The organism is Metamycoplasma buccale, from assembly GCF_046774455.1.
In the GTDB taxonomy this organism is placed as follows: domain Bacteria; phylum Bacillota_I; class Bacilli_A; order Mycoplasmatales; family Metamycoplasmataceae; genus Metamycoplasma; species Metamycoplasma buccale.
The window spans coordinates 248,743-273,690 of the sequence record NZ_CP177249.1; the positions used below are offsets into that span (position 1 = coordinate 248,743).

23 protein-coding genes and 1 tRNA gene are annotated in these 24,948 nt (G+C 26.4%); 15 read left to right on the top strand and 9 right to left on the bottom strand.

What is annotated here, in order from left to right; genetic code table 4:
• Positions 1 to 30 precede the first annotated feature (30 nt).
• Both ACLFP3_RS01010 and ACLFP3_RS01015 read left to right on the top strand, forming a co-directional pair.
• On the top strand, positions 31 to 360 hold the full coding sequence (locus ACLFP3_RS01010; RefSeq protein ID WP_412031745.1) for a hypothetical protein: 330 nt from the start codon (positions 31 to 33) through the stop codon (positions 358 to 360).
• A gap of 147 nt (positions 361 to 507) precedes the next feature.
• Positions 508 to 1,533 carry an IS30 family transposase gene (locus tag ACLFP3_RS01015; RefSeq protein ID WP_412031746.1) on the top strand — a complete coding sequence of 342 codons (1,026 nt, stop codon included), beginning with the start codon at positions 508 to 510 and terminating at the stop codon, positions 1,531 to 1,533.
• A 157-nt stretch (positions 1,534 to 1,690) separates the two neighbouring features.
• On the opposite strand, the gene ACLFP3_RS01020 is transcribed toward ACLFP3_RS01015, so the two are convergent.
• The gene (locus tag ACLFP3_RS01020) at positions 1,691 to 2,482 is read right to left on the bottom strand and encodes a hypothetical protein (RefSeq protein ID WP_412031747.1); all 792 of its coding nucleotides are present in this window, start codon (positions 2,480 to 2,482) and stop codon (positions 1,691 to 1,693) included.
• Between the two features lie 131 nt (positions 2,483 to 2,613).
• On the opposite strand from ACLFP3_RS01020, the gene ACLFP3_RS01025 reads away from it, so the two are divergent.
• Genes ACLFP3_RS01025 through recO form a run of 4 tightly spaced genes read left to right on the top strand, consistent with a single transcriptional unit; the run spans position 2,614 to position 7,496 of the window.
• Positions 2,614 to 4,731: a HinT-interacting membrane complex protein P80 gene (locus ACLFP3_RS01025; protein ID WP_412031748.1), complete on the top strand. Its 2,118-nt coding sequence runs from the start codon at positions 2,614 to 2,616 to the stop codon at positions 4,729 to 4,731.
• Positions 4,732 to 4,743: 12 nt separating this feature from the next.
• Positions 4,744 to 6,456 (top strand): HinT-interacting membrane complex lipoprotein P60, encoded by a 1,713-nt coding sequence (locus tag ACLFP3_RS01030; RefSeq protein WP_412031749.1) that lies wholly within the window; start codon positions 4,744 to 4,746, stop codon positions 6,454 to 6,456.
• Between the two features lies 1 nt (position 6,457).
• The gene (hinT, locus tag ACLFP3_RS01035; protein ID WP_412031750.1) at positions 6,458 to 6,781 is read left to right on the top strand and encodes a histidine triad protein HinT; all 324 of its coding nucleotides are present in this window, start codon (positions 6,458 to 6,460) and stop codon (positions 6,779 to 6,781) included.
• Between the two features lie 55 nt (positions 6,782 to 6,836).
• Entirely contained in the window at positions 6,837 to 7,496 is a 660-nt protein-coding gene (gene recO / locus ACLFP3_RS01040) for a DNA repair protein RecO (protein ID WP_412031751.1), read from the top strand.
• Between the two features lie 15 nt (positions 7,497 to 7,511).
• On the opposite strand, the gene ACLFP3_RS01045 is transcribed toward recO, so the two are convergent.
• Positions 7,512 to 9,383 carry a ribonuclease J gene (locus ACLFP3_RS01045; RefSeq protein ID WP_412031752.1) on the bottom strand — a complete coding sequence of 624 codons (1,872 nt, stop codon included), beginning with the start codon at positions 9,381 to 9,383 and terminating at the stop codon, positions 7,512 to 7,514.
• Positions 9,384 to 9,554: 171 nt separating this feature from the next.
• Here ACLFP3_RS01045 and mscL point away from each other — a divergent pair, with 171 nt between their 5' ends.
• The 3 genes from mscL to arcC all read left to right on the top strand — a co-directional run bounded on the left by mscL (position 9,555) and on the right by arcC (position 12,127).
• On the top strand, positions 9,555 to 10,001 hold the full coding sequence (gene mscL / locus ACLFP3_RS01050; RefSeq protein WP_412031753.1) for a large conductance mechanosensitive channel protein MscL: 447 nt from the start codon (positions 9,555 to 9,557) through the stop codon (positions 9,999 to 10,001).
• A 144-nt stretch (positions 10,002 to 10,145) separates the two neighbouring features.
• Positions 10,146 to 11,189 carry an ornithine carbamoyltransferase gene (gene argF / locus ACLFP3_RS01055; protein ID WP_412031754.1) on the top strand — a complete coding sequence of 348 codons (1,044 nt, stop codon included), beginning with the start codon at positions 10,146 to 10,148 and terminating at the stop codon, positions 11,187 to 11,189.
• The gene (gene arcC / locus ACLFP3_RS01060) at positions 11,189 to 12,127 is read left to right on the top strand and encodes a carbamate kinase (RefSeq protein WP_412031865.1); all 939 of its coding nucleotides are present in this window, start codon (positions 11,189 to 11,191) and stop codon (positions 12,125 to 12,127) included. The genes argF and arcC overlap by 1 nt, the downstream gene beginning before the upstream one ends.
• A 79-nt stretch (positions 12,128 to 12,206) precedes the next feature.
• Here the strand turns inward: arcC and rlmB are convergent, their stop codons facing one another.
• Both rlmB and ACLFP3_RS01070 read right to left on the bottom strand, forming a co-directional pair.
• Entirely contained in the window at positions 12,207 to 12,890 is a 684-nt protein-coding gene (gene rlmB, locus ACLFP3_RS01065) for a 23S rRNA (guanosine(2251)-2'-O)-methyltransferase RlmB (RefSeq protein WP_412031755.1), read from the bottom strand.
• Positions 12,890 to 14,092, bottom strand: coding sequence for a class I tRNA ligase family protein (locus tag ACLFP3_RS01070; RefSeq protein ID WP_412031756.1), 1,203 nt, complete (start codon positions 14,090 to 14,092; stop codon positions 12,890 to 12,892). Before ACLFP3_RS01070 ends, rlmB begins: the two co-directional genes overlap by 1 nt.
• A gap of 51 nt (positions 14,093 to 14,143) precedes the next feature.
• Between ACLFP3_RS01070 and argS the strand changes: the two genes are divergently transcribed.
• The gene (argS, locus tag ACLFP3_RS01075) at positions 14,144 to 15,766 is read left to right on the top strand and encodes an arginine--tRNA ligase (RefSeq protein ID WP_412031757.1); all 1,623 of its coding nucleotides are present in this window, start codon (positions 14,144 to 14,146) and stop codon (positions 15,764 to 15,766) included.
• A 72-nt stretch (positions 15,767 to 15,838) separates the two neighbouring features.
• Here the strand turns inward: argS and ACLFP3_RS01080 are convergent.
• The 4 genes from ACLFP3_RS01080 to rpoE all read right to left on the bottom strand — a co-directional run bounded on the left by ACLFP3_RS01080 (position 15,839) and on the right by rpoE (position 17,911).
• Positions 15,839 to 15,931 (bottom strand) — tRNA-Ser (locus tag ACLFP3_RS01080).
• 54 nt (positions 15,932 to 15,985) lie between these two features.
• Positions 15,986 to 16,717: a thermonuclease family protein gene (locus tag ACLFP3_RS01085; RefSeq protein ID WP_412031758.1), complete on the bottom strand. Its 732-nt coding sequence runs from the start codon at positions 16,715 to 16,717 to the stop codon at positions 15,986 to 15,988.
• A 3-nt stretch (positions 16,718 to 16,720) separates the two neighbouring features.
• Positions 16,721 to 17,584, bottom strand: coding sequence for a ketose-bisphosphate aldolase (locus tag ACLFP3_RS01090; protein ID WP_412031759.1), 864 nt, complete (start codon positions 17,582 to 17,584; stop codon positions 16,721 to 16,723).
• 69 nt (positions 17,585 to 17,653) lie between these two features.
• Positions 17,654 to 17,911, bottom strand: coding sequence for a DNA-directed RNA polymerase subunit delta (gene rpoE, locus ACLFP3_RS01095; protein ID WP_412031760.1), 258 nt, complete (start codon positions 17,909 to 17,911; stop codon positions 17,654 to 17,656).
• Between the two features lie 315 nt (positions 17,912 to 18,226).
• Here rpoE and arcA point away from each other — a divergent pair, with 315 nt between their 5' ends.
• The 4 genes from arcA to gpmI all read left to right on the top strand — a co-directional run bounded on the left by arcA (position 18,227) and on the right by gpmI (position 23,187).
• The gene (gene arcA / locus ACLFP3_RS01100) at positions 18,227 to 19,459 is read left to right on the top strand and encodes an arginine deiminase (protein WP_412031761.1); all 1,233 of its coding nucleotides are present in this window, start codon (positions 18,227 to 18,229) and stop codon (positions 19,457 to 19,459) included.
• A 277-nt stretch (positions 19,460 to 19,736) separates the two neighbouring features.
• Positions 19,737 to 20,660 (top strand): 30S ribosomal protein S2, encoded by a 924-nt coding sequence (gene rpsB, locus ACLFP3_RS01105; protein WP_412031866.1) that lies wholly within the window; start codon positions 19,737 to 19,739, stop codon positions 20,658 to 20,660.
• Between the two features lie 26 nt (positions 20,661 to 20,686).
• Positions 20,687 to 21,565 carry a translation elongation factor Ts gene (gene tsf / locus ACLFP3_RS01110; protein WP_412031762.1) on the top strand — a complete coding sequence of 293 codons (879 nt, stop codon included), beginning with the start codon at positions 20,687 to 20,689 and terminating at the stop codon, positions 21,563 to 21,565.
• 110 nt (positions 21,566 to 21,675) lie between these two features.
• Positions 21,676 to 23,187, top strand: coding sequence for a 2,3-bisphosphoglycerate-independent phosphoglycerate mutase (gene gpmI, locus ACLFP3_RS01115; protein WP_412031763.1), 1,512 nt, complete (start codon positions 21,676 to 21,678; stop codon positions 23,185 to 23,187).
• Positions 23,188 to 23,241: 54 nt separating this feature from the next.
• Here gpmI and ACLFP3_RS01120 read toward each other — a convergent pair whose 3' ends face one another.
• Positions 23,242 to 24,036 (bottom strand): dimethylarginine dimethylaminohydrolase family protein, encoded by a 795-nt coding sequence (locus tag ACLFP3_RS01120; protein ID WP_412031764.1) that lies wholly within the window; start codon positions 24,034 to 24,036, stop codon positions 23,242 to 23,244.
• 140 nt (positions 24,037 to 24,176) lie between these two features.
• On the opposite strand from ACLFP3_RS01120, the gene ACLFP3_RS01125 reads away from it, so the two are divergent.
• Positions 24,177 to 24,941 carry a DUF2779 domain-containing protein gene (locus ACLFP3_RS01125; protein ID WP_412031765.1) on the top strand — a complete coding sequence of 255 codons (765 nt, stop codon included), beginning with the start codon at positions 24,177 to 24,179 and terminating at the stop codon, positions 24,939 to 24,941.
• Positions 24,942 to 24,948: the final 7 nt, after the last annotated feature.

Sequence of the window (24,948 nt, forward strand, 5' to 3'; positions counted from 1 at the left end):
GTAAAATTATTGATTAGTAAGGAGAAAAATATGACTTTAAATACTTTATCTACAACATTATTAATTTTGACTTTTATTAGCATATTAATTAATGGTTTAATTATTGGATTATCATTCAAAAAAGATTTACCAAAAGCAACTATTAATATTACTATTCTATTCGCAGGATTTTTAATTGGTATGGTAATTTATGGTATTTTTGCATTAGTTTTATATGGCAGTCTTTTAAAAACTCTTCAATTAGTTCCAATTATGTTATTTGTATTTTGATTAGTTGCATTAGTTGGTACAATTGGACTTGGTGTTGTTCATTTAATAAGAGTTTTCTTTAATAAAAGATCATTTTATAATCATTCTTAATATAAAAAAATCTAGGTCAATAACGACTTAGATTGCTACATTGTAATATAAAGTGCAACACTATGAAATAATTTTTATAGGTTGCATTTTTTATATTAAAGTAAATAAAAAAAGAGCAACCTAAATAAAGTGCTTCAAGAGGTACTCATGATTAATTATAATCACTTAAATTACAAAAATAGAATTATTATTCAAGAATACTTAAATAAAGGTTTTTCTATTAGAAAAATAGCCAAACAAATAAATAAATCGCCATCAACAATATCTCGCGAAATAAAACGCAATTTTGATAATAATAAATTAATTTACAATCCAGAAATAGCTAATCAAAAATCTGTTCTCAGAAGTAAACATAGATCTTATTTTTGATATTTTTTAGTAAGAGATAGATATGAAGAATTTATCGATCAATTTGTAGCGCTATATGATGGTAAACTTTGGACGGTTGAATCAACTTATTTTTTTATAAAAAATAATATGAGTGTAAATGAATTTGAAATACCATGTTTAAAAACCGTTTTTAATTGAATAAATTCTGGCAAATGAGTTTTTAGTAGAAAAGATTTATTAAGAAAAAATTATACAAAGGGAGGAAAACGTTCAAAAACTAATGTTATTGATCGCCTTGTTGGAGCAAGATATGTAAAACCAATATGAGCAAGACCAAAAGAAATAAATAATCGATTAGAATTTGGGCATTGAGAGCTTGACTTAGTTTGTGGCAAAAATGTTAGAGGTGCTAACCATATAATCACATTAGTGGAAAGAAAAACAAGGTTTTGTTATGTAGCAGTTATGAAAGGTAAGCATCCTGATAATCTTAATAGAATTTTAAATAATTTAATTGCAAATAATAATATCCCAGTAAAATCGATTACTACAGATAATGGTTTTGAATTTAGAAAAATTGGTTTACTATCTTACAAATTAAATATATTTGTATATTTTACTGATAAATATGCTTCATGACAAAAAGGAAGTAATGAAAATTGAAATGGTATTTTTAGAAGAATTTTTGCTAAAGCCACTAATTTTAATGAAATTGATATTAATGAAATTCAAATTGCCACAGAAAGAATTAATTTTAAACGTAGAAAAATTTTTAATTGAAAATCCTCATATGCTTTATACGAAAAAGAATTAATAGAAGAATATAACAAAATATTCGCTTAATAAACTAATTTCAAATATACTCAAACACTAATATTTAGTGTATTTTTGTTTTTTAACTTTTGAAAAATATAAAATAAAACATGAAGCAGATAGGTGTTGCACTTCATGTTACTTTCTAGCAAATCTAGGTCAATAACGACTTAGATTTTTTAATTAATTATTCTTCAATTTTTATTTCACTAGGTTCTTCAAAAACTTTTTCTAATAAATTAGTATTTCAAAGTTCTATCATATTTTTGTGTTCTAAAATTGGTCTTTTAAGATCAATTTGATTATAATTTGGGCCAAATAGATTATTTAAATAAATATCGTATTCATTCAAAATTTTTATCTCCATATCTTGAAACATAATTGTTTTTCTTTTATAAGTAATGTTAGGAATTCACTTATGAATCATATGTTTATTAACAAATGTATCAGTTACAATATATCCTTCAAATTCTTCATCATATAATGAATTTATTAGATCTTTATAGATTAATTTGTTGCATGATAATTTTAATAATTTGGCAATATTTATCTTATTTTTTATTTTCCTTACATTAGTAGAATTGTATGTACTATAATGTCATGCAAAACTTTTAGCTTTATTTTTTAATGAAATAAAGTTTTTAACTTTCTTTATTTTAGTTGGTAAAATAAAATTAATATTAATAAATGGACTTTCCTCAAAAATATTAGTAGAGTTATATACAAACTTGCATTGCAAACTCCCATATTCAGAATGCTTAGTATTATCAATAATATTATCTGGATATTTACTTTTTAGAATTTCATATGAGTCATAAGTCATCATAACATCATAATGATCAATTAAATTTTCTGGATTTTTACTTGTAATTGCTAAAAGTAAACTTTCATTATCCAAACTATACCATAATTTACTTTCCTCACATAAAAGAGAAAAATCTTTTAATATTTTGTTTTTATTTTCGCTCACATTAGTCATAATAAAAATTATAATATATGACTCAAAATTTATAAACAATAATTTTGCCAGGTGCTAATTAGCAAGTTTTCAAAATCAAAAAAAGTCTTAAAAAATGGTAAAATATTCATTATTATTTAGAAAGGAAACATATGCCTAAAAAGGAAATTAAAAAGACTACCGAACAGAAAGCTAGATCAAAAAAAATTCTTTGAGGTACAACATGAGGAACTATTCTAGGGGGGGCAGTTACAGCTGGTATTGCAGTGCCAATTGTACAAGCAAGTAAGAAATTACCTACCCCTAGTCCAGAACTTAGTTCTAATGATTCTATTTTTAAAATGAAGGGCCCAAATGGCAAGAATATTGATATAAAATATGGTGACATTGACAAAATCAATAACTCTGTTTCTGAAAATCAATATATTGCATCTGAAATAGACAAACACCTTGTCGATTATTTATATGAAAAAGAATATGAAGCTTCATTACGATATGAAGCTATTTATAACGCTAATAAAGTGGGATCAAACACAAAAAATTTAGCTTTAAAATCAGTTGAAAAATTAAAAGAAGAAAAAACAAAAGAACTAGATGAACTTGAAAAGAAATTCCAAGAACAATATGGTTACGATAAAAAATGAGAAGAAAAATTTAAAGCAGAAATAGCAAAAGATGCTTATGGAAAGGCAAAAACTAAGGCTGAAGCTATTGAGTATAAAGTAACACAAGCCAAAAGAGCTGATGCATTTCGTCGTTATAACTTTGAAATAAATCAAGATTTTACTTATACCGAACTTAAAAATGGTTACATTGAAGCCAATTCTGATGTATTTTATATGTATAAAGGTAAAAGAATAGATATTGCTAAAAAAGGAGATAAAATCCCTCTACCTTTTGCTAAACAAAACCAAAACTTTGTTTTGCCAGATGAATATAAAAAATTAGATGATGCTAAAAAAGAACAACAAAAAATCCCTCTATTTGTTTCAAAATCATTTGTTTTTGAAGAAAAAAATCCTGAAAAATATTTAACTGAATGATTAGCTAAGAAACAACTAGTTTCTTCAACATTTACATTAGGTGCCAAACCAGATGCTAAAGATAAAGATAAACCTTGAACAGTAACTAAAGCAGAGATTCTTAAATTATTTAAATATGCAGCTTATGGCAAAGGTAAAGATAAAATATTAATGGAAATGGGAATATCTAGACTTGCTAAATTTAAAGGAGTTAGTCCACTTTTAAATAAAATAGATGATGAATCTATTCAGGAAGCAAAAAATGATGAAACCGCTTTAAAATATGTTTCTTCATCAGATGCTAAAGCTAAAAAATTTGGATCAGAAGGATTTCAAAATATTAAAGATACAATTTCTAAAAAAGATGCAGATGTTTATTTCCCATTACTTTCTAAAATTTTAGGCGATGGCAATATTTTTAAATATGAAACCAAAAATGATTTATTTAAAACTTTGTATGAAAAATTAAAAGAACTTTTTAAATCAAATAATGAGTTATATAGTTCTTTAAATGAACAGTCTCATGAATTTTCAAAGACAGATAGTTATGATAACAAATATACTACTTTAAATAATCAAATTGAAAAATTCATTAATGCAATGGATGATAAAGAATTTAATAAAATTGCTGGTGAAGCATTTAGAGATACATTTGGTGCTCAAAGTACAAATTCAAATGAAAAAAACAAAATATCAACTATATATAAAGTTGGTGAAAATTTTGTTACAGTAGGTTCATCGGGTATTACTATTCAAAATTTATATAAATTAGAAAATGTAGAAGCGATTAAAAAATTAATTTTGCGTGATTTAACGATAAAATCTAAAGCTAATTATTCAGATGCTTTAACCGATCCTTTACTTAATTTAGAAACAATGTTTAAAGATCTTTTAACTCAAAACTATATTCTTAATAGTTTACTAAACTCACAAGATTTTGTTAAATATATTAAAGAAAAAGAATTTACAAGTTATGATAAATCATCAAAATTAAAATTTACAGATAAACATATTCAACAAGCAAAAGATTATGAAAAATCATTGGTAGAATCACAAAAAGCTTCATTAATAAAGGATAAGGCAAATCAAATTAAGAAATATATCAAATCTCAAATTGATGGACAACTAAATGCTGATTTTAAATATGATAGCGTTAAAGGAAAATTCTGAATAAATGGTCATCAAAATGATAATGATATTGAAGCATTTTTATTTAATAAATTAAAAGAATATGTTGATCAAAACTAAGAAAGGTAATATATGAGTAAACTAAAATTATTAACAGCAAGTTTAATGACAACTGCTTTGGCTCCAACTGCCTTAATTGCTGCTGCATGTAATAAAACCACAAGTGATAAAGCTGGACTTCAAAAACAAATATTAAAAAAAACAATAACAAAAAATCAAATTATCACTTCGATTACAAATTTATATTTGCAAGAATTTTATAAAAATGATTTACAAAAATTAACTAAAGCAGAACTAGAATCAAAAGATGTTATTCTTAAAGCACTAAATAATAAAACCACAGATTTATACAAAGAAATCTATGAATTATTTAAGATATATGCCTATCAACAATTGGATAAAAATCCTCAATTCTTTTCTAATTTAAAACAAGATTTTATTGATGCAAATATTGATACTACTAATTTTTCACCTTCACCATTTCAAATGCCAACAGAAGAGCAATTTAATTTTATGATCAATAAAGGTGAATATATTTCAACTAACATAAGAACTGAACTTCAAAAAATGCTAGTTACTAGAAATTATTTATTAAAAGATCGTGCTGAATTAAGAGCATTAGCTAACGATAAAGATGGTGATGATAAAGTTAAAAAAACAGTCAAAATTGATAAAGATAAAACTCCTACTTTGGAAAAAGAAATTCATGAAAGCTTAAATTTTAAAGACAATAATTTACACCTACTTGAATATTTAGTAAGAAATCCAATTTCACAAACTTGAGGATTTACTGATAATAGAGATTTACAAGTACGTAGAGAAAAAGGTAAAGTTTCTACATTTGATGAATTCAATGCTTTAGCTAAGTATAATCCAGATAATAAACCTCTTTATGAAACTAATCAAAAAGCAAAACATCCTGAAATGGTTTTAAATACTGGAGATAGTGAAGGATATGATATTAAAAATTTAAATGCTTATAAAGGTTTTGAAAAAGCAAAATCAGGAACTGCTGATTTAGACTATACACTTGCAGCAATTAAAAATCAAAAATCTTCCATTTTTGGTTTTGTAGATCCCAATACAAGTAAAGTTTATTCAATGGATTCATTTAAGTTTGCTTCAATTTTAGAACAAGAAAAAGAAACGTCTAAAGTTAACTTTACTTCACAAGCAAAAACCGATTTAGATAATGGCAAAAAAACAAATATTACTGCAGAAGATTTAGAATTAGAAGGAACTACTAAAACTAAAGAAGGCGATAAATACGTATTTACTAAAACAGTCACTGTTAATAGTAAAACTTATACATTAGAATATCGTGTTGATTCAATTAACTATGATCTTAAAAAATCAAAAGACGTTCAAGCTAAATTCACTTTAACTGTAAAAGAACTTGAAAAGAGAAATGTATTTGAATTTACTGCTTCTTTAAAGAATTTTGAAAAAGAAACTAAAGGAACTGAATTTAATTTATTCAAATATCCAAAATCGGTAGATATGCTAAAAACAGATGGTAAATCTTTTGATGCTAAATACATTACTAAAATTGTGCCATCATGAACAAAAAATGAAACAACTAAAAAAATGGAATTAAGTTTCAGAGATACCCCATGAAATACCGACGAAAAAATTAAAAAAATTGCTAATAACTTATTATTGTTAGATTTATCAGCATTATTTAAGAGTGCAGTTAAATACTATAAAGAATTAGGTTTTCAAATAGATGAAACTAATATTAATGAAGAAATTAAATCAATGCTAAAACAAGAAGGAATATTATAAGATGGTTGAAAAAGATACTTTTCAAAGAATAATTGATCGAGAAATACCTGCAACTATAATTTATGAAGATGATGATGTAATTGCGTTTAATGATATTAAACCAGTAAATAAAGGACACTTTCTAGTAGTACCTAAAGAATTTTCAAAAAATTTATATGAAATAGAAGACACTACTTTACAAAATTTAATTGTTATTGCAAGAAAATTAGCATTAAATCAAGTAGAAAAATTAGGTGCTACTGGATTTAGATTAGTAGTTAATAATGAAGAAAGCGCTGGACAAGCAATTTTTAGAACTCATATTCATATCATTCCTTATTATTAAAATTTAAAAGAGTCTAAGTGCTCTTTTTATTTTTAAAAAGTTATAATTTCTAGTTATGGAAGAAACATGAAATGCCATTATTTTAAATAAATCTAATTTTAATGATTTTGATGAAATTATTAGTGTTTTAACGACAAATGGTATTAAAAAAATTTTTGCTCCAGGAGTAAGAAAAATTACTAGTAAAAATAGAAATTCATTGACGATATTGAATTTGTGTAATTTAGAAATTATTTTACCCAAAAATAATAATCTATTACCCCGACTTAAAAGAGCAAACATTATTAATCAGTTTCCTAATAATCCCATGCTTTTATCTTTTGCTAATGATTTAAAATATTTTTTTAGTTTCATTAAAAAATCAAACTGTAAAAAATTATTAGATGTTTATCACGAATTATTGCCATTATTAAACCAAAATAAAGATACAAAAATCCTAGATTATTTATTATTTAAAATCTTGGAATGTGAGGGGATAAATCCAAAATTAGATGGTTGTATAGAATGCAAAAATACAGAAAACTTAATTGATTTTCAATTCCATAAAGGCGGATTTTTGTGCACTAATCATTCAGATAATTATTTAGGCAAATCACTTCTTATTTCACTTTATTATATTAATAAAGATTTTTCCTATTTTGATAAATATACAAATTTTGTTGATGCCCAAACAATAAAAAAAATGATCATACAATACTTAATCGAAAATTATTAAAAAAAGCGAGTAGTATTACTCACTTACTTTTTCTTGTGTTGTTTTTTCTTTGCTTTTATTAGATTTTTCAGTAATATTTATTTTTTCTACTTTTTTATTATTTTGATTTAATTTTGACTTTTTTAATTCTTTGTCATTTTTATTATTTACTTTTCTATTATTTACTCAAAGTTCACTAAATTCATATAATTCTGGATTATCGTTAATGTTTGCCTTTATATGATCTGTAAATAATATAGTGGGAATAATAACGACATTTCTTCTTTTATGTTTATAGAAAAATGGCATCAAACGATCAATAATTAATTGCTTTAGTTGAGGAATTGTTCAATCATCAGTATTTTTTATTGTGTATAAAATTGCTCCATGAACAATTCTTTTAGCTTCTTCAATTAAATGAAGTGAATTTTTCACAAAAAATGCTCCACGAGAAACAATTCTAGGTTTACCTAATATTAAATTCTTTTCTTTATTTATTGCTATTACAACATGTAAAAAACCATTTTGTCCTAGCTCCATTCTTTCCTTCATAATAGTAGCATTAGTTTTTGAAAGAATATTGCCATCAATAAATACGGGGCCAAAATAAACTTTTTCTTTAGAAAGGGTTATTTTATGATTTTCTAAATAATAAACATCACCTAAATTAGCTACAATAACATTTTCGGGTTTTACACCGCATTCAGAAGCAGTATAACCATGAACAACGCTCATTCTAAATTCGCCATGGTATGGCATAAAATATTTAGGTCTCGTTAAGTTAAAAATTTTAATATGCTCGTCTTTATATGCATGGCCTGATGTATGTAAATATCCATCTACACCATTTTCGCGAATAATTGCACCTAATTTATAAAGTCTATTAACTAAAAGTTCAATTTTAGATCTATTACCTGGAATAGGGCTAGATGAAAATATTACAGTGTCTCCAGGTTTAATATTAACGTGTGGGTGTTTGCCAAATGACATTTTTGCCAACCCTGCTAATTCTTCGCCTTGTGAACCAGTTGTTAAAATTAATAATTCATTATCATTAAATTTATTTAAACTTTTTTTATCAATAAAAATTTCATCAGGAGCATCAATATATCCAAGTCTTCTTCCGATATCAACTCCATCAACCATTGAACGACCAAAAGCAATAACTTTTTTCTTCATGGTTACAGCTAATTCAATAATAGCTTTAATTCTTGTTAAGTTAGAAGCAAAGGCTGTTAAAATTATTTTGCCTTTTGCTTCTGTCATATATTTACCAATATCTTTTAAAATATCGCTTTCAGAAGGTGAATGATTTGGACGCATAGCATTAGTAGAATCAGAAAATAAAACATCTAATCCTTCATCACCTATTTGTTTTAGTTTGTTAAAATCTGTTAAATTACCAATTGGGTGGTAATCGAATCTAAAGTCTCCTGTCATCATTAAATTTCCATTAGGAGTCATAACTCTTATTCCAAATGCATCGGGAATTGAATGTTGCGCAGTTCAAACATCAACTTTACAATCATGATCAAATTCAAATAAAACATCTTTGTTAATTTCGATGAATTCAATTGATCTTTTAATTTTCATGTCCTCAAATTTTAGTTGTAAATATTGAATAGCTATTTTAGGAGCATATATTCTTTTAACATCAACTTGTTGAACAAGATAAGGAACACCACCAATGTGGTCTTCATGCCCATGGGTAATAAAAAGACCTGCTATCCTATCTTGATTTTCTTGTAAATAAGTAAAGTCAGGAATAGAACCATTAACACCTGTTACAAAAGTGTCACAAAATTTTATTCCAGTATCTATAATAAAAATTTGTTCATATTCAATAATAAGTGTACTTTTTCCTATTTCTTGCATTCCGCCTAACCCAAAAATCTTTGTAGGTTTCATTAGATATCCTTTCCTTCAATTATTTTATGAAATTTAATATTATAAAAAGTAGCAAACTTTATTAATTATTGTATAGTAAAAACCCAAATTATGAAAAAATAAAAACTTTTTTATTTAATAAAAGCAATATATTTTAATTTTTGAATTTATATTTTTAATATAATAAACAATATGACAAAAAAAGAATTAGAACAAAAAAGTCATTATGTAAAAAATAGTTACAAAGATGCTAAAAAAGCAGTAATGCGCGGCAACATGTTTATGCTTGCTATTGGACTTTTATTAGGAGCTGCATTTGGTGCAGTAGTTTCTTCACTAGCTAATGATGTTATCATGGCTGCAATTGCTAAATTATTTAAATATGATGGAGTTGAAAAAATGCAAGCAGGAGGAATATATTATGGAAAATTCCTAGCTGCTTTAATTCAATTTATTATTGTATCATTGGTTATATTTTTCGCATTATTAATAGTATTTACTATTAAAAATATTATTGAATACAATAAAGCTAAAAAACAACCAATTGAAGAAGAAGTTGCTCCTGCCCCAACTAATGAAGAACTAATTTTAGCTGAACTAAAAAAACTTAATGAAAACATTTCCTTACCAAGAAAATAACTACAAATCAATCAAATAAAATAAAGCAATTTTTGGTCTCCAAAAGTTGTTTTTATTTAATTAAAAAATCATTTTAATATATAATTAAAACGAGTTTGAAACTCATATATAAATATATCGGTATTAATTAAAAGGAGAACTTAAATGCCAATGAACTTAAAAGGTAGAAGTTTGGACAGTGCGCTAAATTTCACTACCGACCAAATCAATTATTTATTAGATTTATCAATAGAACTTAAAAAAGCAAAAATGCAAGGACTTCACACAAATAATCGTCCACTTGTTGGAAAAAATATTGCTATTATGTTCCAAAAAGACTCAACAAGAACTCGTTGTGCTTTTGAAGTAGCAGCTGCAGACTTAGGCGCAAGTTGTACATACATAGGGCCAGCAGGATCAAACTTTGGTAAAAAAGAATCAATCGAAGATACTGCTATGGTATTAGGACAATTTTACGATGGTATTGAATTTAGAGGATTTAAACAAGCAGATGTTGATGCTTTAGTTAAATACTCAGGTGTTGCTGTATGAAATGGTTTAACCGATGCTGAACACCCAACCCAAATGTTAGCTGATTACATGACCATTAAAGAATTTAAAGGTGATTTAAAAGGCAAGAAAATTGTTTTCGCAGGTGATATTAAAAACAACGTTGCTCGTTCAATCATGATTGGTGCAGCATTTGTTGGAATGCATGTAGTATTATGTGGACCTAAAGAACAACACGAAATTGTTAAAAATGGTCCTGATCATAAAGCAGTATTTAAAGCTGTTCAAGAACTATTCAAACGTAATGGTGGATCTGTAACATTTTCAGATGACAAAATTAAAGCTGCTAAAGATGCTGACGTTATTTACACAGACGTTTGAGTATCATTAGGAGAAGATTTTTCATTATTTGAACCACGTATTAAAGAATTAGGCGCATTCCAAGTAGATATGAATATGCTTAAAGCAGCTAAAGAAGATGTTATTTTCTTACACTGTTTACCAGCATTTCATGATGACCATACTGCATTCTCAGCAGAAATTAAAGAAAAATTTGGTAAAAAATACCCTGTTGTTGCAACTGGTGCTATGGAAGTTACTGACGAAGTATTCCAATCAAAATACAACAAATCAATCGAACAAGCTGGAAACCGTATGCACTCAATTAAAGCTGTTATTCTAGCTACATTAGGATACTAATTATGAAAATTGTTATTGCATTAGGTGGAAACGCTTTAGGAAACACACCTGAAGAACAAAAAGAATTAGTTAAAGTTCCTGCTAAAAAAATTGCAGAACTTGTTAAAGCTGGTCACCAAGTTATTGTTGGTCATGGAAATGGACCACAAGTTGGAATGATTTTTAATGGCTTTGTAAGTGCGCATGAAAAAAATCCAAAAAGTCCATTAGTACCTTTACCTGAAGCTGGTGGTATGAGTCAAGGATATATTGGATTTCACATGGTAAATGCTATTACCAATGCATTTCATGACGAAGGTTTAAAAAACCATGAAGTAATGTATATTCTTACTCAAACCATTGTTGATGAACAAGACCCTGCATTTAAAAACCCAACTAAACCTATCGGACCTTTCTATCAAACTTTAGAAGAAGCACAAACAATGAATCCAGGAAGCACTATTAAAGAAGATGCTGGACGTGGATTTAGAAAAGTTGTTGCTTCACCTAAACCTTTAAATTTTGTTGGAATTAACCAAATTACAAAAGCAATTAATGCTGGTGCTACCGTTATTGTAGGTGGTGGTGGTGGTATCCCAACTGTTACTTGTCCAAAATCAGGTCACATTTATGGTGTAGATGGTGTTATTGATAAAGACTTTGCATTAGCAAAAATGGCTTCATTAGCTGGTGCTGACTACTTTGTAGTATTAACAGCTGTTGACAATGTAATGATCAATTACAATAAACCAAATCAAAAAGCATTGAAACATACAACCAAAGCAGAATTGGAACAATATATTAAAGAAGGACAATTTGCTCCAGGAAGCATGCTTCCAAAAGTTCAAGCAGCTCTTAAATTCGTTGAAGAAGGTGGAAAAGCTGCATTTATTGGTGATTTAAAAGATCTAGAAGCAATTATTGATGAAAAAACCGGAACAAAAGTTACCCTAAAATAAAAATATATATAAAAAATAACCAAAGATGTTTCTTTGGTTTTTATTTTTTTAATTTTGATAAGATATTTTTTAATTTAGATTAATTTGTTTTTGTTGCTTCATATAAAACTATTGCAGTTGCGGCTGAAACATTTAATGATTGAACTATTCCACTTTGCTTAATATAAATAGCCTGATCGGCATGTTTGATTAGTGTATTTGAAACACCACTTTCTTCATTACCCATAATAATACATGTAGGTTTATTAAACGAAATTTTATCTAAACTAATTGCATTATTATTCAATACTGTTGCATAAATTCAAAAGTCATGTTTTTTTAATTCATTTATAGATTCAAATAAACTACCTACTTTTATAATTTTTATATTATTAAATCCCCCTGAAGAAGTTTTTAAAACAGTGGGTGTCACTTCACAAGCTCTATTTTTAGGAATAATAATATGTTTAACATTAAAAACATTTGCACTTCTAATTATTGCTCCAAAATTTTGAGGATCTTGAATATGATCTAAAATTAAAACAATCTCTGGTTTATCTTTTATGATTGTTCCAAAATCATAATATTTATAATCTTCAATTTCGGCAATATAACCTTGATGATTTCCGTGAATCATTTTATTTAATTCGTTTAATGGTAAAAAAACAATATTATTAAAGTTTATTTTTATATTTAATCCTTTTTGTAAATAAAGCTTATTAATAGGAAAATTATTTTTTAAGGCATCTAAAACAGAGTTCTTTCCATAAATATATTTTTTCATTATAAAATTCCTTTTTTAATCAACGTTTCTCTTATTTCATCAGCCTTACTATATTCTTTATTTTCAACTAATTTTTTTCACAAAAAATATAATTTTTTATCTTCTTCAGCTATTTTATTTTTTACAAGAGAAAATCCTAAAATATTTAAAATTTCAAAAAAAGTACTATAGTCATTTTTATTTTTATGCAATTTAATTAATTCTTTGTAACCTTCTGAAAATTCTAAATTAGCAAACATGTCAATAATATCTTTAACTTTTTTAAAATCAATAATTTCATTAAGATTTTCAAGCTCAATTTTATTTTTTAAAATTTTAAATTTATTTATTTGATTTTGATTAGAAATTAATAATTCATCAGTTAAATTAATTGGTTTTGAATAGTTGGTTGTTAACATTAAAAGTTTATAAGTATCAGCATCATAATTATTTAAAAATTCATGTGGAAAAATTAAATTTCCGATTGATTTAGACATTTTTTGATTTTTATAATTTAGCGTTCCAAAATGCATTCATTTTTTTGTAATATTTTCATTGTTCAATGCAAAATGTTGAATATTTTCATTTTCATGATGTGGAAAAATTAAATCAATACCACCACCATGAATATCTAATTGTTCTCCTTTAAAATACTTATTAATAAAACAACTACATTCTGTATGTCACCCTGGCCGACCCAATCCAAAAGGACTCAAAAATTTTATTCCTTTATCTGTTTCTTTTCATAAAGCAAAATCATAAGGATTTAATTTTTGAAATTTGTCTTCTTCATAGTTTAAATTTGATAATTTTTGATTACTAATTTCACCGTATTTTTCCTTATATTTGTCAACATTAAAAAAAACATTATTTCCAATTTGATAAGCCGCTTTTATATCAATTAATTTTTTAATATATTCATAAATGTCATTTAAAGAGTCAGTAACTCTTATAACTTTATTTGGCATTTCCAAATTAAATAATTTAAATAAATTTAAATAATATTGTTCATAATATGTAGTAATTTCTCTTTCAGTTTTATTTTCTTCTAAAGCCTTTTTTATAATTTTGTCATCAATATCTGTAATATTGTGTAAATAAAAAATTTCTTCACCTAAATATCTTTTAGCTCTTATCATTAAATCAAATGTAATTGTAGGTCGCAAATTTCCAATGTGTGGGTAATTATAAACAGTTGGACCGCATAAATAATATCTTTTCATATTCCCAAATTATATATAAATATATGCTTTAAAGTTTATAATTGTTATGCTATGAATTCTACAAAAGAAATAATTATCGCTTCTTTAACTGAAGCACTTACTAAAATGCATATAACAAAACCGGTTGTTTTAACCGAATCAAAAAATTATGGCGATTATTCAACAAATTTACCATTAACTTTGCAAAAAGAATTAGGAAAAAAAGCAATGGATATTGCTTCAGAGATTGTTAAAAATATAGACTTAAAAAAATATTCTGAAATTAGTGAAATTAAAGTTGCAGAACCCGGATTTATCAATTTTTGAATTTCCAATTCTGTTTTATCAACTACAGTAAATAATATTATTTCTTTAGGTGATAAATATGGTAATTCAGAAACAAAAAAAGGTAAAGTAAATATTGAATTTGTTTCAGCTAATCCTACTGGTTATTTACATATTGGTCATGCTAGAAACGCTGCAATTGGAGCAACACTATGCAATGTTATGGAAAAAGCTGGATATTATGTTGTAAGAGAATATTTAGTTAATGATTATGGGAATCAAATGAATAATTTAGCTGCATCTATCTTTAGTAGATATCAACAAATTTTCGATAAAAATTTCCCTATGCCTGAAGATTCATATAAAGGCGGCGACATTATTGATTTTGCTTCTGCTTTTTATAAAAAGTATGATGACAAGTATAAGAATGTTGAATACACAGATGATATTAGAAAATTCTTCCGTGAATTTGGTAGACAAATTGCTCTTGAAAATATTAATAAAGATTTAAAGCGTTTTGGTACCTGATTTGATTTATATACTTCAGAAACCGAACAATATGAAAAAGACCGTGTTTGACCAGTTATTAGAAGATTAAAATCAACATATCAAAAAGATGGAGCAACATGATTAGAAACAACTAAAGGTGGCAAGGATGATAAGGATAGAGTAATAATTAAAAAAAATGGTGACTCAACTTATTTATGTGCTGATATTGCTTATCATGAACAAAAATTTGTAGAACTTAATGATAAGAAAAATGGAAAAATTATTGATATTTGAGGAGCTGACCACTCTGGATATGTAGAGAGAGTAAAATTTGCTTTTGAAGATTTGGGTTGAAGACGTGATCAAATAGAAATTGTTTTATTTCAATTATTAAGAGTTGTAAAAAATGGTAAAGAGGTAAAAATGTCAAAAAGACTTGGAACTTCTTTAACATTAAGAGAATTACTTGACCTTGTTGGTAAAGATGCTATAAGATTTTTCTTAATTGAAAGATCGTATAATTCAAAAATTGATTTTGATATTCAAAAAGTTACTCAATCTGATGAATCAAATCCACTATTTATTATTAAATATGCTCATGCTCGTTGTGTTCAATTACTAGAAAAATCATCATTTAAAAATCCTAAAGCAACTAATTTAAATGATGATTTTGCTCAAAAATTAATTAATGTTTTAAAAGAATATCCAGAATTAATTGAAGTAATGGCAAAATCTTATAAGGTTAATTTACTTCCTCCATATCTTTTAAAACTTGCAGGAGCATTCAATTCGTTTTATTCAAATACTAAGGTTATTGGATCTAAAGAAGAAAAAAGTTATGTTGCTTTAGTAAAAGCCACAAAAATTGTCTTGGCAAATGCAATGAAACTAATGGATCTTGATATTCCAAATAAAATGTAATATTAAATTTAAAATAAGTAGCTTTTGCTACTTTTTTATAATTTCAAATTAATAAGAAAAATAATAAAAAAATGGCGGGTAAGAGAAGATTTGAACTTCCGCGGGTGTTTTAACACCCCTACAGTCTTAGCAGGACCGCCTCTTCGACCACTTGAGTACTTACCCAACGCATGTATTATTATATATTAAAAATATTATTTAAAAATAAAATGAAAATGGCTATCTTTTTGGATATATCTCATAAATATCATTTTCATTTTCTCAAATTCCAATTTTGTTTTTTCTTGCTACTCTTTCACTTTCTTGAAGTTCATTATAGTACTTTGTATTAGTGGTGTAATATATACTTTTTGTATCAAGAGAAATATATGCCTTTTTTGCTTTGCCGAAATATAATATTTGCGAACATAGATTGTAATATTGTCCTAAGTTATTTTTATAATAAATTATCGCTACAATTCTTCCATATTTGTCACTAATATTAGTTTTACCACCTTTGGTTTTTTGTGGAACAACATAAACCTCTGTTGGTTTCCCTTTAATTGAATCATTTTGATAAATATTCGTATAAGTTTCGGTATATTGTTTAGCTAGTTTTGCATATTTAAATTGCAATCCTGTTGTAAATTCTTTAGATCCTTTTTTATGATATTCAGGAGTATCAATACCAGCAAAACGATATATATTTCCATTTGTATCTCGAAATGTATCGCCGTCGTTCCAAAATGCAACATTAATTTTTGTTGCTTTATTTGCTTCTAATTTATTTGAAATTGGATATGGTAAGCCATTTAAACCAGAAAAGTTTTTAGGAACTATATCATTATTAAATTGTGGATTTTCATATTGATTATCTAGATTACATTTTAGACTTATGGTAGTAAAACTAATTGCTATTGGAACTAAAGATAAAGAAAAAAGTAAATTTCTAATTTTTTTATTTTTAAGCATAGTTTAATTTTTATTTTCTGAATGAAATTCTTTTATTTTTTCTTCTATAACTTTTGCCATAGCATCATAGCAAGGTTTATATAATTTTCTAGGTTCTCAATTTTTACCCTTTTTAATTTCTCCACTTTCAACATAATCAATTAATGCTTTTGCATTGGCTAATTTTACTTCAGTATTAACATTAATTTTTGCAACACCATTAGAAATTGCTTTTTGAATTTGATCTTTAGGAATGCCACTTCCGCCATGTAAAACAAATGGAATTTTTACTTCCTTATTTAAAATTTCTAAACTTTTAAAATCTAAACCTTTTCAATTTTGAGGATATTGTCCATGAATATTTCCAATACCGGCTGCAAGAAAATCTATTCCTAATTGAGCTAATTTTTTTGCTTCTATTGGGTTTGCAATTTCTCCCATTGCAATTACCCCATCTTCTTCACCGCCAATCGAGCCAACTTCTGCTTCTACACTAGCATTATATTCCTTAGCAATTTCAACTAAATTTTTAGTATTTTCCAAATTTTCTTTAAAACCATCATGACTTCCATCATACATAACTGATGTATATCCGGCTTTTAATGCTTCGACACATTGACTGAAATTTCCGTGATCCATATGCAATGCAACATCAATAGTAATGTTTAAATCTTTTATTAAACTACTAACTAGGGCATATATTATATTAAAACCGCCAAAATATTTAACTACTCCATAAGAAGTCCCAATAATAATGGGTGCATTCAACTTTTGTGCGGTCTCCAAAATAACTTTTGTTCATTCAAAAGTATTAGTATTAATATGAGCAATAGCATATTTGTTTTGGTAAGCATTATTTACCATTTTCTTAGCATTTACTAATGGCATTCTCTCTCCTTTAATTTATTACATTAATTTTAACAACAAATTAAAAAAAATTAGACTTCTTGGGAAAGTCTAATTATTATCTTCTGGTCTGTTAATTGTTCAAGACCCATCTTCATTTCTAAAGAATCTGCCATCAATTGTAAATAACTTATATAGTTCTCCACGTTTAATGTCTATTAATTTTTCATCTGAAATATCATTAGAAGCTTCTAATCTTCAATTAGAGAATAAAATTTCTTTAGTTTTATTAAATACAATTTCAAATTCCATTTTTTCTTCTTTGCTCAAGATTTCCTTGGCAACTTCAGCCATTGTATAATGTTCCATTATCGCTCCTTAAATAATATAATACATAAACAAAATAAAAAAGAGAGAGAAATATGATTTTTGTTTTTGTAATCAATCCAAAAAAGTTATTATTATTTTTAGATATTAAATTGTTAGGTAATAACAATTACTATAAAAAGAGTATAATTAAAATGTATAAATAGACCTTAATGAAATCATATTTTGTGGGTTGAATGTCTTGAAATTTTTCAGACCATAAAATTCTACCACATAAAATTAATTTTGTGTAAAAAAGTTTGGTGAAGATTTATACATTTTATATTAAAGACATCTTACATATGAAAGGAAACACAAATGTCTGTATTTGACGATAAATTTAAAGGAATTCATGTTTACTCAGAAATTGGTGAATTAGAAACCGTTCTAGTACATGAACCAGGCCGAGAAATTGATTACATTACACCTGCTCGTTTAGATGAATTATTATTCTCAGCAATTCTAGAAAGCCATGATGCAAGAAAAGAACATAAAGAATTCGTAGCTGAACTAAAGAAAAACAACGTTAATGTTGTTGAACTTGTAGATTTAATTGTTGAAACATATGATTTAGCAACTAAAGAAGCTAAAGAAAAATTAATTGAAGAATTCTTAGAAGATTCAGCTCCAGTTCTTTCTGAAGAACACAAAAAAGCAGTAAGAAACTTCTTAAATGGTATTAAATCAACAAGAGAAAAAATTGAATACATGCTTGCAGGTATTACAAAATACGATTTAAAAATTGAAGCAGATCGTGAATTAATTGTTGATCCAATGCCTAACTTGTACTTTACTCGTGACCCATTTGCATCAGTAGGAAATGGTGTAACAATTCACTACATGCGTTACAAAGTAAGACAACGTGAAACATTATTTAGCCGATTCATTTTCTCAAATCACCCTAAACTAGTTAAAACCCCTTGATACTATGACCCTGCTGAAGGATTATCAATCGAAGGTGGTGATGTGTTTATTTACAATAACGATACATTAGTAGTTGGTGTTTCAGAAAGAACTGACTTAAAAACCATTACTTTATTAGCTAAAAATATTAAAGCTAACAAAGATTGTGAATTCAAACGTATTGTTGCAATTAATGTTCCAAAATGAACTAACTTAATGCACTTAGATACATGATTAACAATGTTAGATAAAGATAAATTCTTATATTCACCTATTGCTAATGACGTGTTTAAATTCTGAGATTATGATTTGGTAAATGGAGGAGCTGCTCCTCAACCTGTAGATAATGGATTACCTCTAAATGAACTTCTAAAATCTATTATTAAGAAAGAACCAGTTTTAATTCCAATTGCTGGAAATTGTGCATCTCAAATTGAAATAGAAAGAGAAACACACTTTGATGGAACTAACTATTTAGCAATCAAACCAGGTGTTGTTATTGGATATGCTCGTAATGAAAAAACCAATGCAGCATTAGAAAAAGCTGGAATTAAAGTATTACCATTTAAAGGAAACCAATTATCACTAGGTATGGGAAATGCTCGTTGCATGTCAATGCCTCTATCACGTAAAGATGTTAAATGATAATTTAAATCATTCAAAATCTATATATTAAAATTCTTGCCCTATAGTGGGCAAGTTTTTTTATTTTCATTAATATGTTTCATACTTAGAAATTAAAAAAATAAATATGGTAAAATTAAAAAGTACTTTTAAAGTACCATGCGATTATTAACAAAAATTAATTAATCAAGCACTATTATGAATTCACTTGCTAGTGTCAATAAAATGATGCAAATGTTAGAAGTAATAGGAAGTATAACAAATAAAATTACACAATATTTAAAGGAAAAAAATGTCAGAAATGGAAACTAAAAAACCTGAAGTAGAAGCTAAAGATAAAAACGCTACTACTGCAGATAAAGAAATTATTTCAAGAGATAAATTATTAGAAGCAGGAACATACTTTGGTCATAGAGCTAGCCAATGAAATCCAAAAATGAAACAATATATTTGAGGAAAGAGAATGGGAATTCATATTATTGATATTGCCAAAACTCAAAAAACTTTGGAATATGCTTATAAATTATTGAATAAGATGGCGCAAAAACCAATATCTTTTATTTGAGTTGGAACTAAAAAACAAGCTAAAAAAGCTATTGAAGCTGCCGCAGCAAGAACTAATTCTGTTTATGTTTCAGAACGTTGATTGGGCGGAACATTAACAAATTCACAAACAATTTTTAGAAGTGTTAAAGAATTAGAAAGATTAGAAGAACTTCAAAAAAATGGTTATGAAGGTTATACTAAAAAAGAAGGACTACTATTTGATAAAAAAATAGCTAAGTTACAAAAAAACTTAGGTGGAATTAGAAAACTAGCTGGTAAAGCACAAACTCCACAAGTTATGATTTGTGCATCTCCAATCGATGATGAAATTGCACTAAAAGAGGCACGTAGGAAAGGAATAAAAATTTTCTCAATTCAAGATACTAACTCAAATCCAGATTTAGTTGATTTTATTATCCCAGCAAACGACGACTCAGCAAAATCAATTACTTTGATTATGACTATTCTTGCAGATGCTATTTGTGTAGCAAGAGGACAAGAACGTGAGTTTGCTTATAGACCTGATTCAGAAGTTAATTTACCCGAAGAACCTAAAAAAGAATATAGCGAAAGTCAAAAATCTAAATTTCAAAATAATAGAAATTCATCAGTAGAGAAAAAACCATACGGGAAAGCACCTAAAGAAAATAAAACTGAAGAAGTTGAAAATAAAAATTAATTTTATTGATTATTAAGGAGAATAAAATGGCAATAGATTTAAATAAATTAAAAGAATTAAGAGAAAGAACTAACTCAGGTTTATTAGATTGTAGAAATGCATTAGAACAAACTAATAACGATATTGAAGCAGCAATTAAATATTTACAAGAAAAAGGAATAATAAAAGCAGCTAAAAAGGCTTCAAGAATTGCTGCTGAAGGTATCGCAAAAGCATTTGTAAAAGATAACTTAGCAATTATTTTTGAACTTAATTGTGAAACTGACTTTGTTGCTAAAAATAAATTATTCCTTGATTTAGCAGATAAAATTCAAAATGCTTTAATTTTAGCTAATTTCAAAAACGATGATGAATTAAATAAGATAAAAATCAATAACAAAACAATTGAAGAATTATGCAATGATTTAACCGCTTCAATTGGTGAAAAAATAACTCTACGCAGAGCTGAAAAATACGTTGCAAATTCTAATGAAGTAGTTGCTGCATATACTCATGCTGATAGTAGAATTGCCGTTATTATAAAAGCAAAAGGTAATAATGTTGAACAAATTAGACATGTTGCTATGCATATCGCCGCTTTAAATCCTTCTTATCTATTTGAATGTTCACTACCAAAAGATTTACATGACAAAATTTTAAGCAAAGTAGAAAATGATCCAAAATTAGCAAATAAACCTGAAAAAATTCAAGCTTCAATTAAAAGCGGAATGTTAAGAAAAGAGTTTAATGATCTTGGAGTTTTAATGTTCCAACCATTTGTAATGGATGAAGGCAAAACAGTTGCAAAATTTTTAGAAGATACTAATTTGGAATTATTAGAAGCTAAAAGATTTGAAGTTGGAGAAGGAATTGAAAAAAAGACTGTGGATTTTGCTACTGAAGTTGCAGAGCAAATGAAGCAATAAAAAAATTAAATAATTTATAAAAACTGTAGGTTAGCCCCTATAGTTTTTTAATTTCTTTAATCTTATTAAAAATATATAATTAAAGTGAATAAAAATATTAAGGATTTATCATGATTAATAAAAAAATAATTTTAACAATTATTGATGGCTTAGGATTAAGAAAAGAAAAACAAGGAAATGCTTATGAACAAGCATTTCATCCTATTTTTGATTATTTATTTAATATGTGTCCTAATAGTATCTTAGAAGCGTCTGGTAAATATGTAGGATTGCCTAAAGGACAAATTGGAAATAGCGAAGTAGGACATTTAAACATTGGCGCTGGAAGAATTGTGTATACTGGGCTTTCTTTAATAAATAAATCTATTGAAGATGGTTCATTTATTAAAAATGAAGTACTTTTAAAAGTAATGGATGATGTAAAAAAACAAAATACTACTTTACATTTAATGGGTTTATTAAGTAATGGTGGTGTTCATAGTTATGATCTTCATTTATTTAAATTATTAGAATTAGCTTATAGCAAAGGATTAAAAAAAGTTAGTGTTCATATTTTTGGTGATGGTCGTGATGTTAAACCACAATCTATTTATGATTCTTTAGATTTTTTAAAATCATTAATTAATAAATACAATTACAAAATTTCATCAATTTCTGGAAGATTTTATGCAATGGATCGAGATAAAATTTTTGAAAGAAATGAAAAAACTTATGAAACTCTATTAGGGACTTCAAAAAATATCATTAATAATATTGATGACTATATTGAATCACAGTATTCAAAAAAAATATATGATGAATTTTTTATTCCTGCCCAATTAGAAAATGGGGATTTTGTTAAGGACAATGATTCTATTATATTTTTTAACTTCCGTCCAGATAGAGCTAGACAATTAAGTCATATGTTTATAGGATCGAATTTATATGACTTTAACTTAACCAAAAAAATTAAATTAAATCATTTTGTTTCTTTAATGAAATATGAAGGAATTAATTCAGAAGTAGCTTTTCCAGAAATGAAAGTAAGTAAACCATTAGGAGAAGTATTATCGCAAAATAATTTAAAACAATTAAGAATTGCCGAAACTCAAAAATATGCCCATGTAACATTTTTTATGGATGGGGGAATCGATACTATATATCCTAATGAAATTAGAATATTAGTTGATAGTATAAAAGCAAATTCCTTTGCTGATTTTCCGCAAATGTCTGCTAAAGAAATAACTGATGTATTATTGGAAAATGTTAAGAATGTTGACTTTGTAATAATGAATTATGCTAACCCTGATATGGTAGGACATACTGGAAATTTACAAGCCACTATTAAAGCAATAGAGTTTCTTGATGAACAATTTGAAAGAATTTTAAATTATGTTATAGATAATAAAGATGAAGTAACATGATTTATAACTGCAGACCATGGTAATGCAGAAGTTACTGAAGATGAAAATGGCAAACCTGCAACTAAACATACAAATAATCCAGTAATGTTTATATGCACAGATAAAACTATTAATTTAAAAAATGGTAAATTAGCTGATGTTGCCCCGACTATTTTAGAATATTTAGAAATTTCTAAACCTAAGGAAATGACCGGAACATCTCTTTTAATAAAAGAATAAAAAAAGTGCTTTTCTCAAATATAGTGAGCATGCACTTTTTTTTATTTAATTAAACTAGAATCTTAATGATAAACAGCTTAAACCACCATCTAATTTTTTGTATTCTGAAGTATCACAAGTAATTACTCTATAAATGCCCAAATCTTGAATTTTCTTTAATACATTAGGGTATCCATAAGGCACAATAACTGTTTCGTTAACTCAAATACAATTTGCTGCATAAGCTTCAGATTTGTCAACAACAATTTGATTAAATTCTTTAAAAATAGGATAATTTAAAAATTCACCTGAAATTAATAGATTATTATGTTCTAGATAATTTACTCCAGTTTTTAAATGAAGCATTTCTGTCATTGGTACAGGAATACATTTTTTATTTACTTTAGCTAAAATGTTAAAGAATTGTCTAATTCCTTCACGGTTTGTTCTTTCTGACATTCCAACAAAATATGTATCTCCTACCATCATAACATCACCACCATCTAATGTTCCTGGTGCTTCAATTTTAAATAAATGTTTTTCATCAAAGAATTTTTGTAAATAAGGTAGCATTTCAACTTTTTCACCATTTCTAGTTTTGGCACCTGGGTTAGTTAAAATAGCAATTTCACCAGTTACAATAACTGCTGTATCTTCAACGAAACATGAATCTGGGAATTTTTCATTTTTAGGACATGTAGTAACGTTTACACCACAACTTTTTAAAGCTTCGATATATTTTGCATGTTGTTCTAAAGCTAATTTGTAAATTGGTTTTCCAAGTTCGGGAGCAGAAGTAATACCATCGACCATTGAACTAGCTGGAGTTTTAACAATAACATTTTTGAATTTATTTTTCAAAGATTCCATTTCTCTCTCTTTCATATTTTGAGTCTTGTATTTTATTAAATATGACTCAATTTAAATTATAGGACAAAGTTAATTAAAAAATATTGGCATTTTAAATAATCTCTTTTACAAAGCCAAAATCTAATATAATTTATGTTATCATGGAACAAAATAAGGTTTATATAGATTTTGAAGCAATAACCAATCCTTTTGCAAGATTATTAAATTTACCTAGTGGAACACCATATGCCTATACACTTGGTCTTTTAAATATTAAAAATAAATTTGAAGTTAAAACCTTTATTATGGATTTTACTAAACATAATTCACTTAGTTCTATTTGAAATATCATAAGAAAAAAAATAATTTTAGATATTAATAAAATTAATAGTAAGCTAAATATTAATGATGTTATTTTTATAGGACATAATCCTGTATTAGAAAATAAATGCTTAAAAAAATTATTTCCTACCAATAAAGTTTTGCCTTTAATTGACAAACAAAATGTTTCCTTATCTAAATTAACTGGTAAAACTTTTAATATTCCATATTTTTCTGAAACTAAAAAAACTCTAACAAAATTAGGGACTGATACATTATTAAAAAACATTGTTGAAAGAAATGGTGCAATTGCTTCATTTGCAGGTTATTGACTTTATACTAATAGTTTAAAAAATTTAAGAGTTAACGATAAAAAGAAAAAATATTTTATAAATTTAAATAAAAAAATTCTTTTACGTGAACTTAATAAATATTCTAATGATGATGTAGTAAAAATGCTTTACATTTCTACTAATGAGAATGCTCTTCCTATTATGCTTAAAGAACTTGGCTACAAAAGAGAACTTTTGAAACAAATTAGAAACTTAAAATTAAATGAAAAACTAACAATAAAGGAAATAAAAGAAAAAATTTGAAATTTATAAAAGAAAT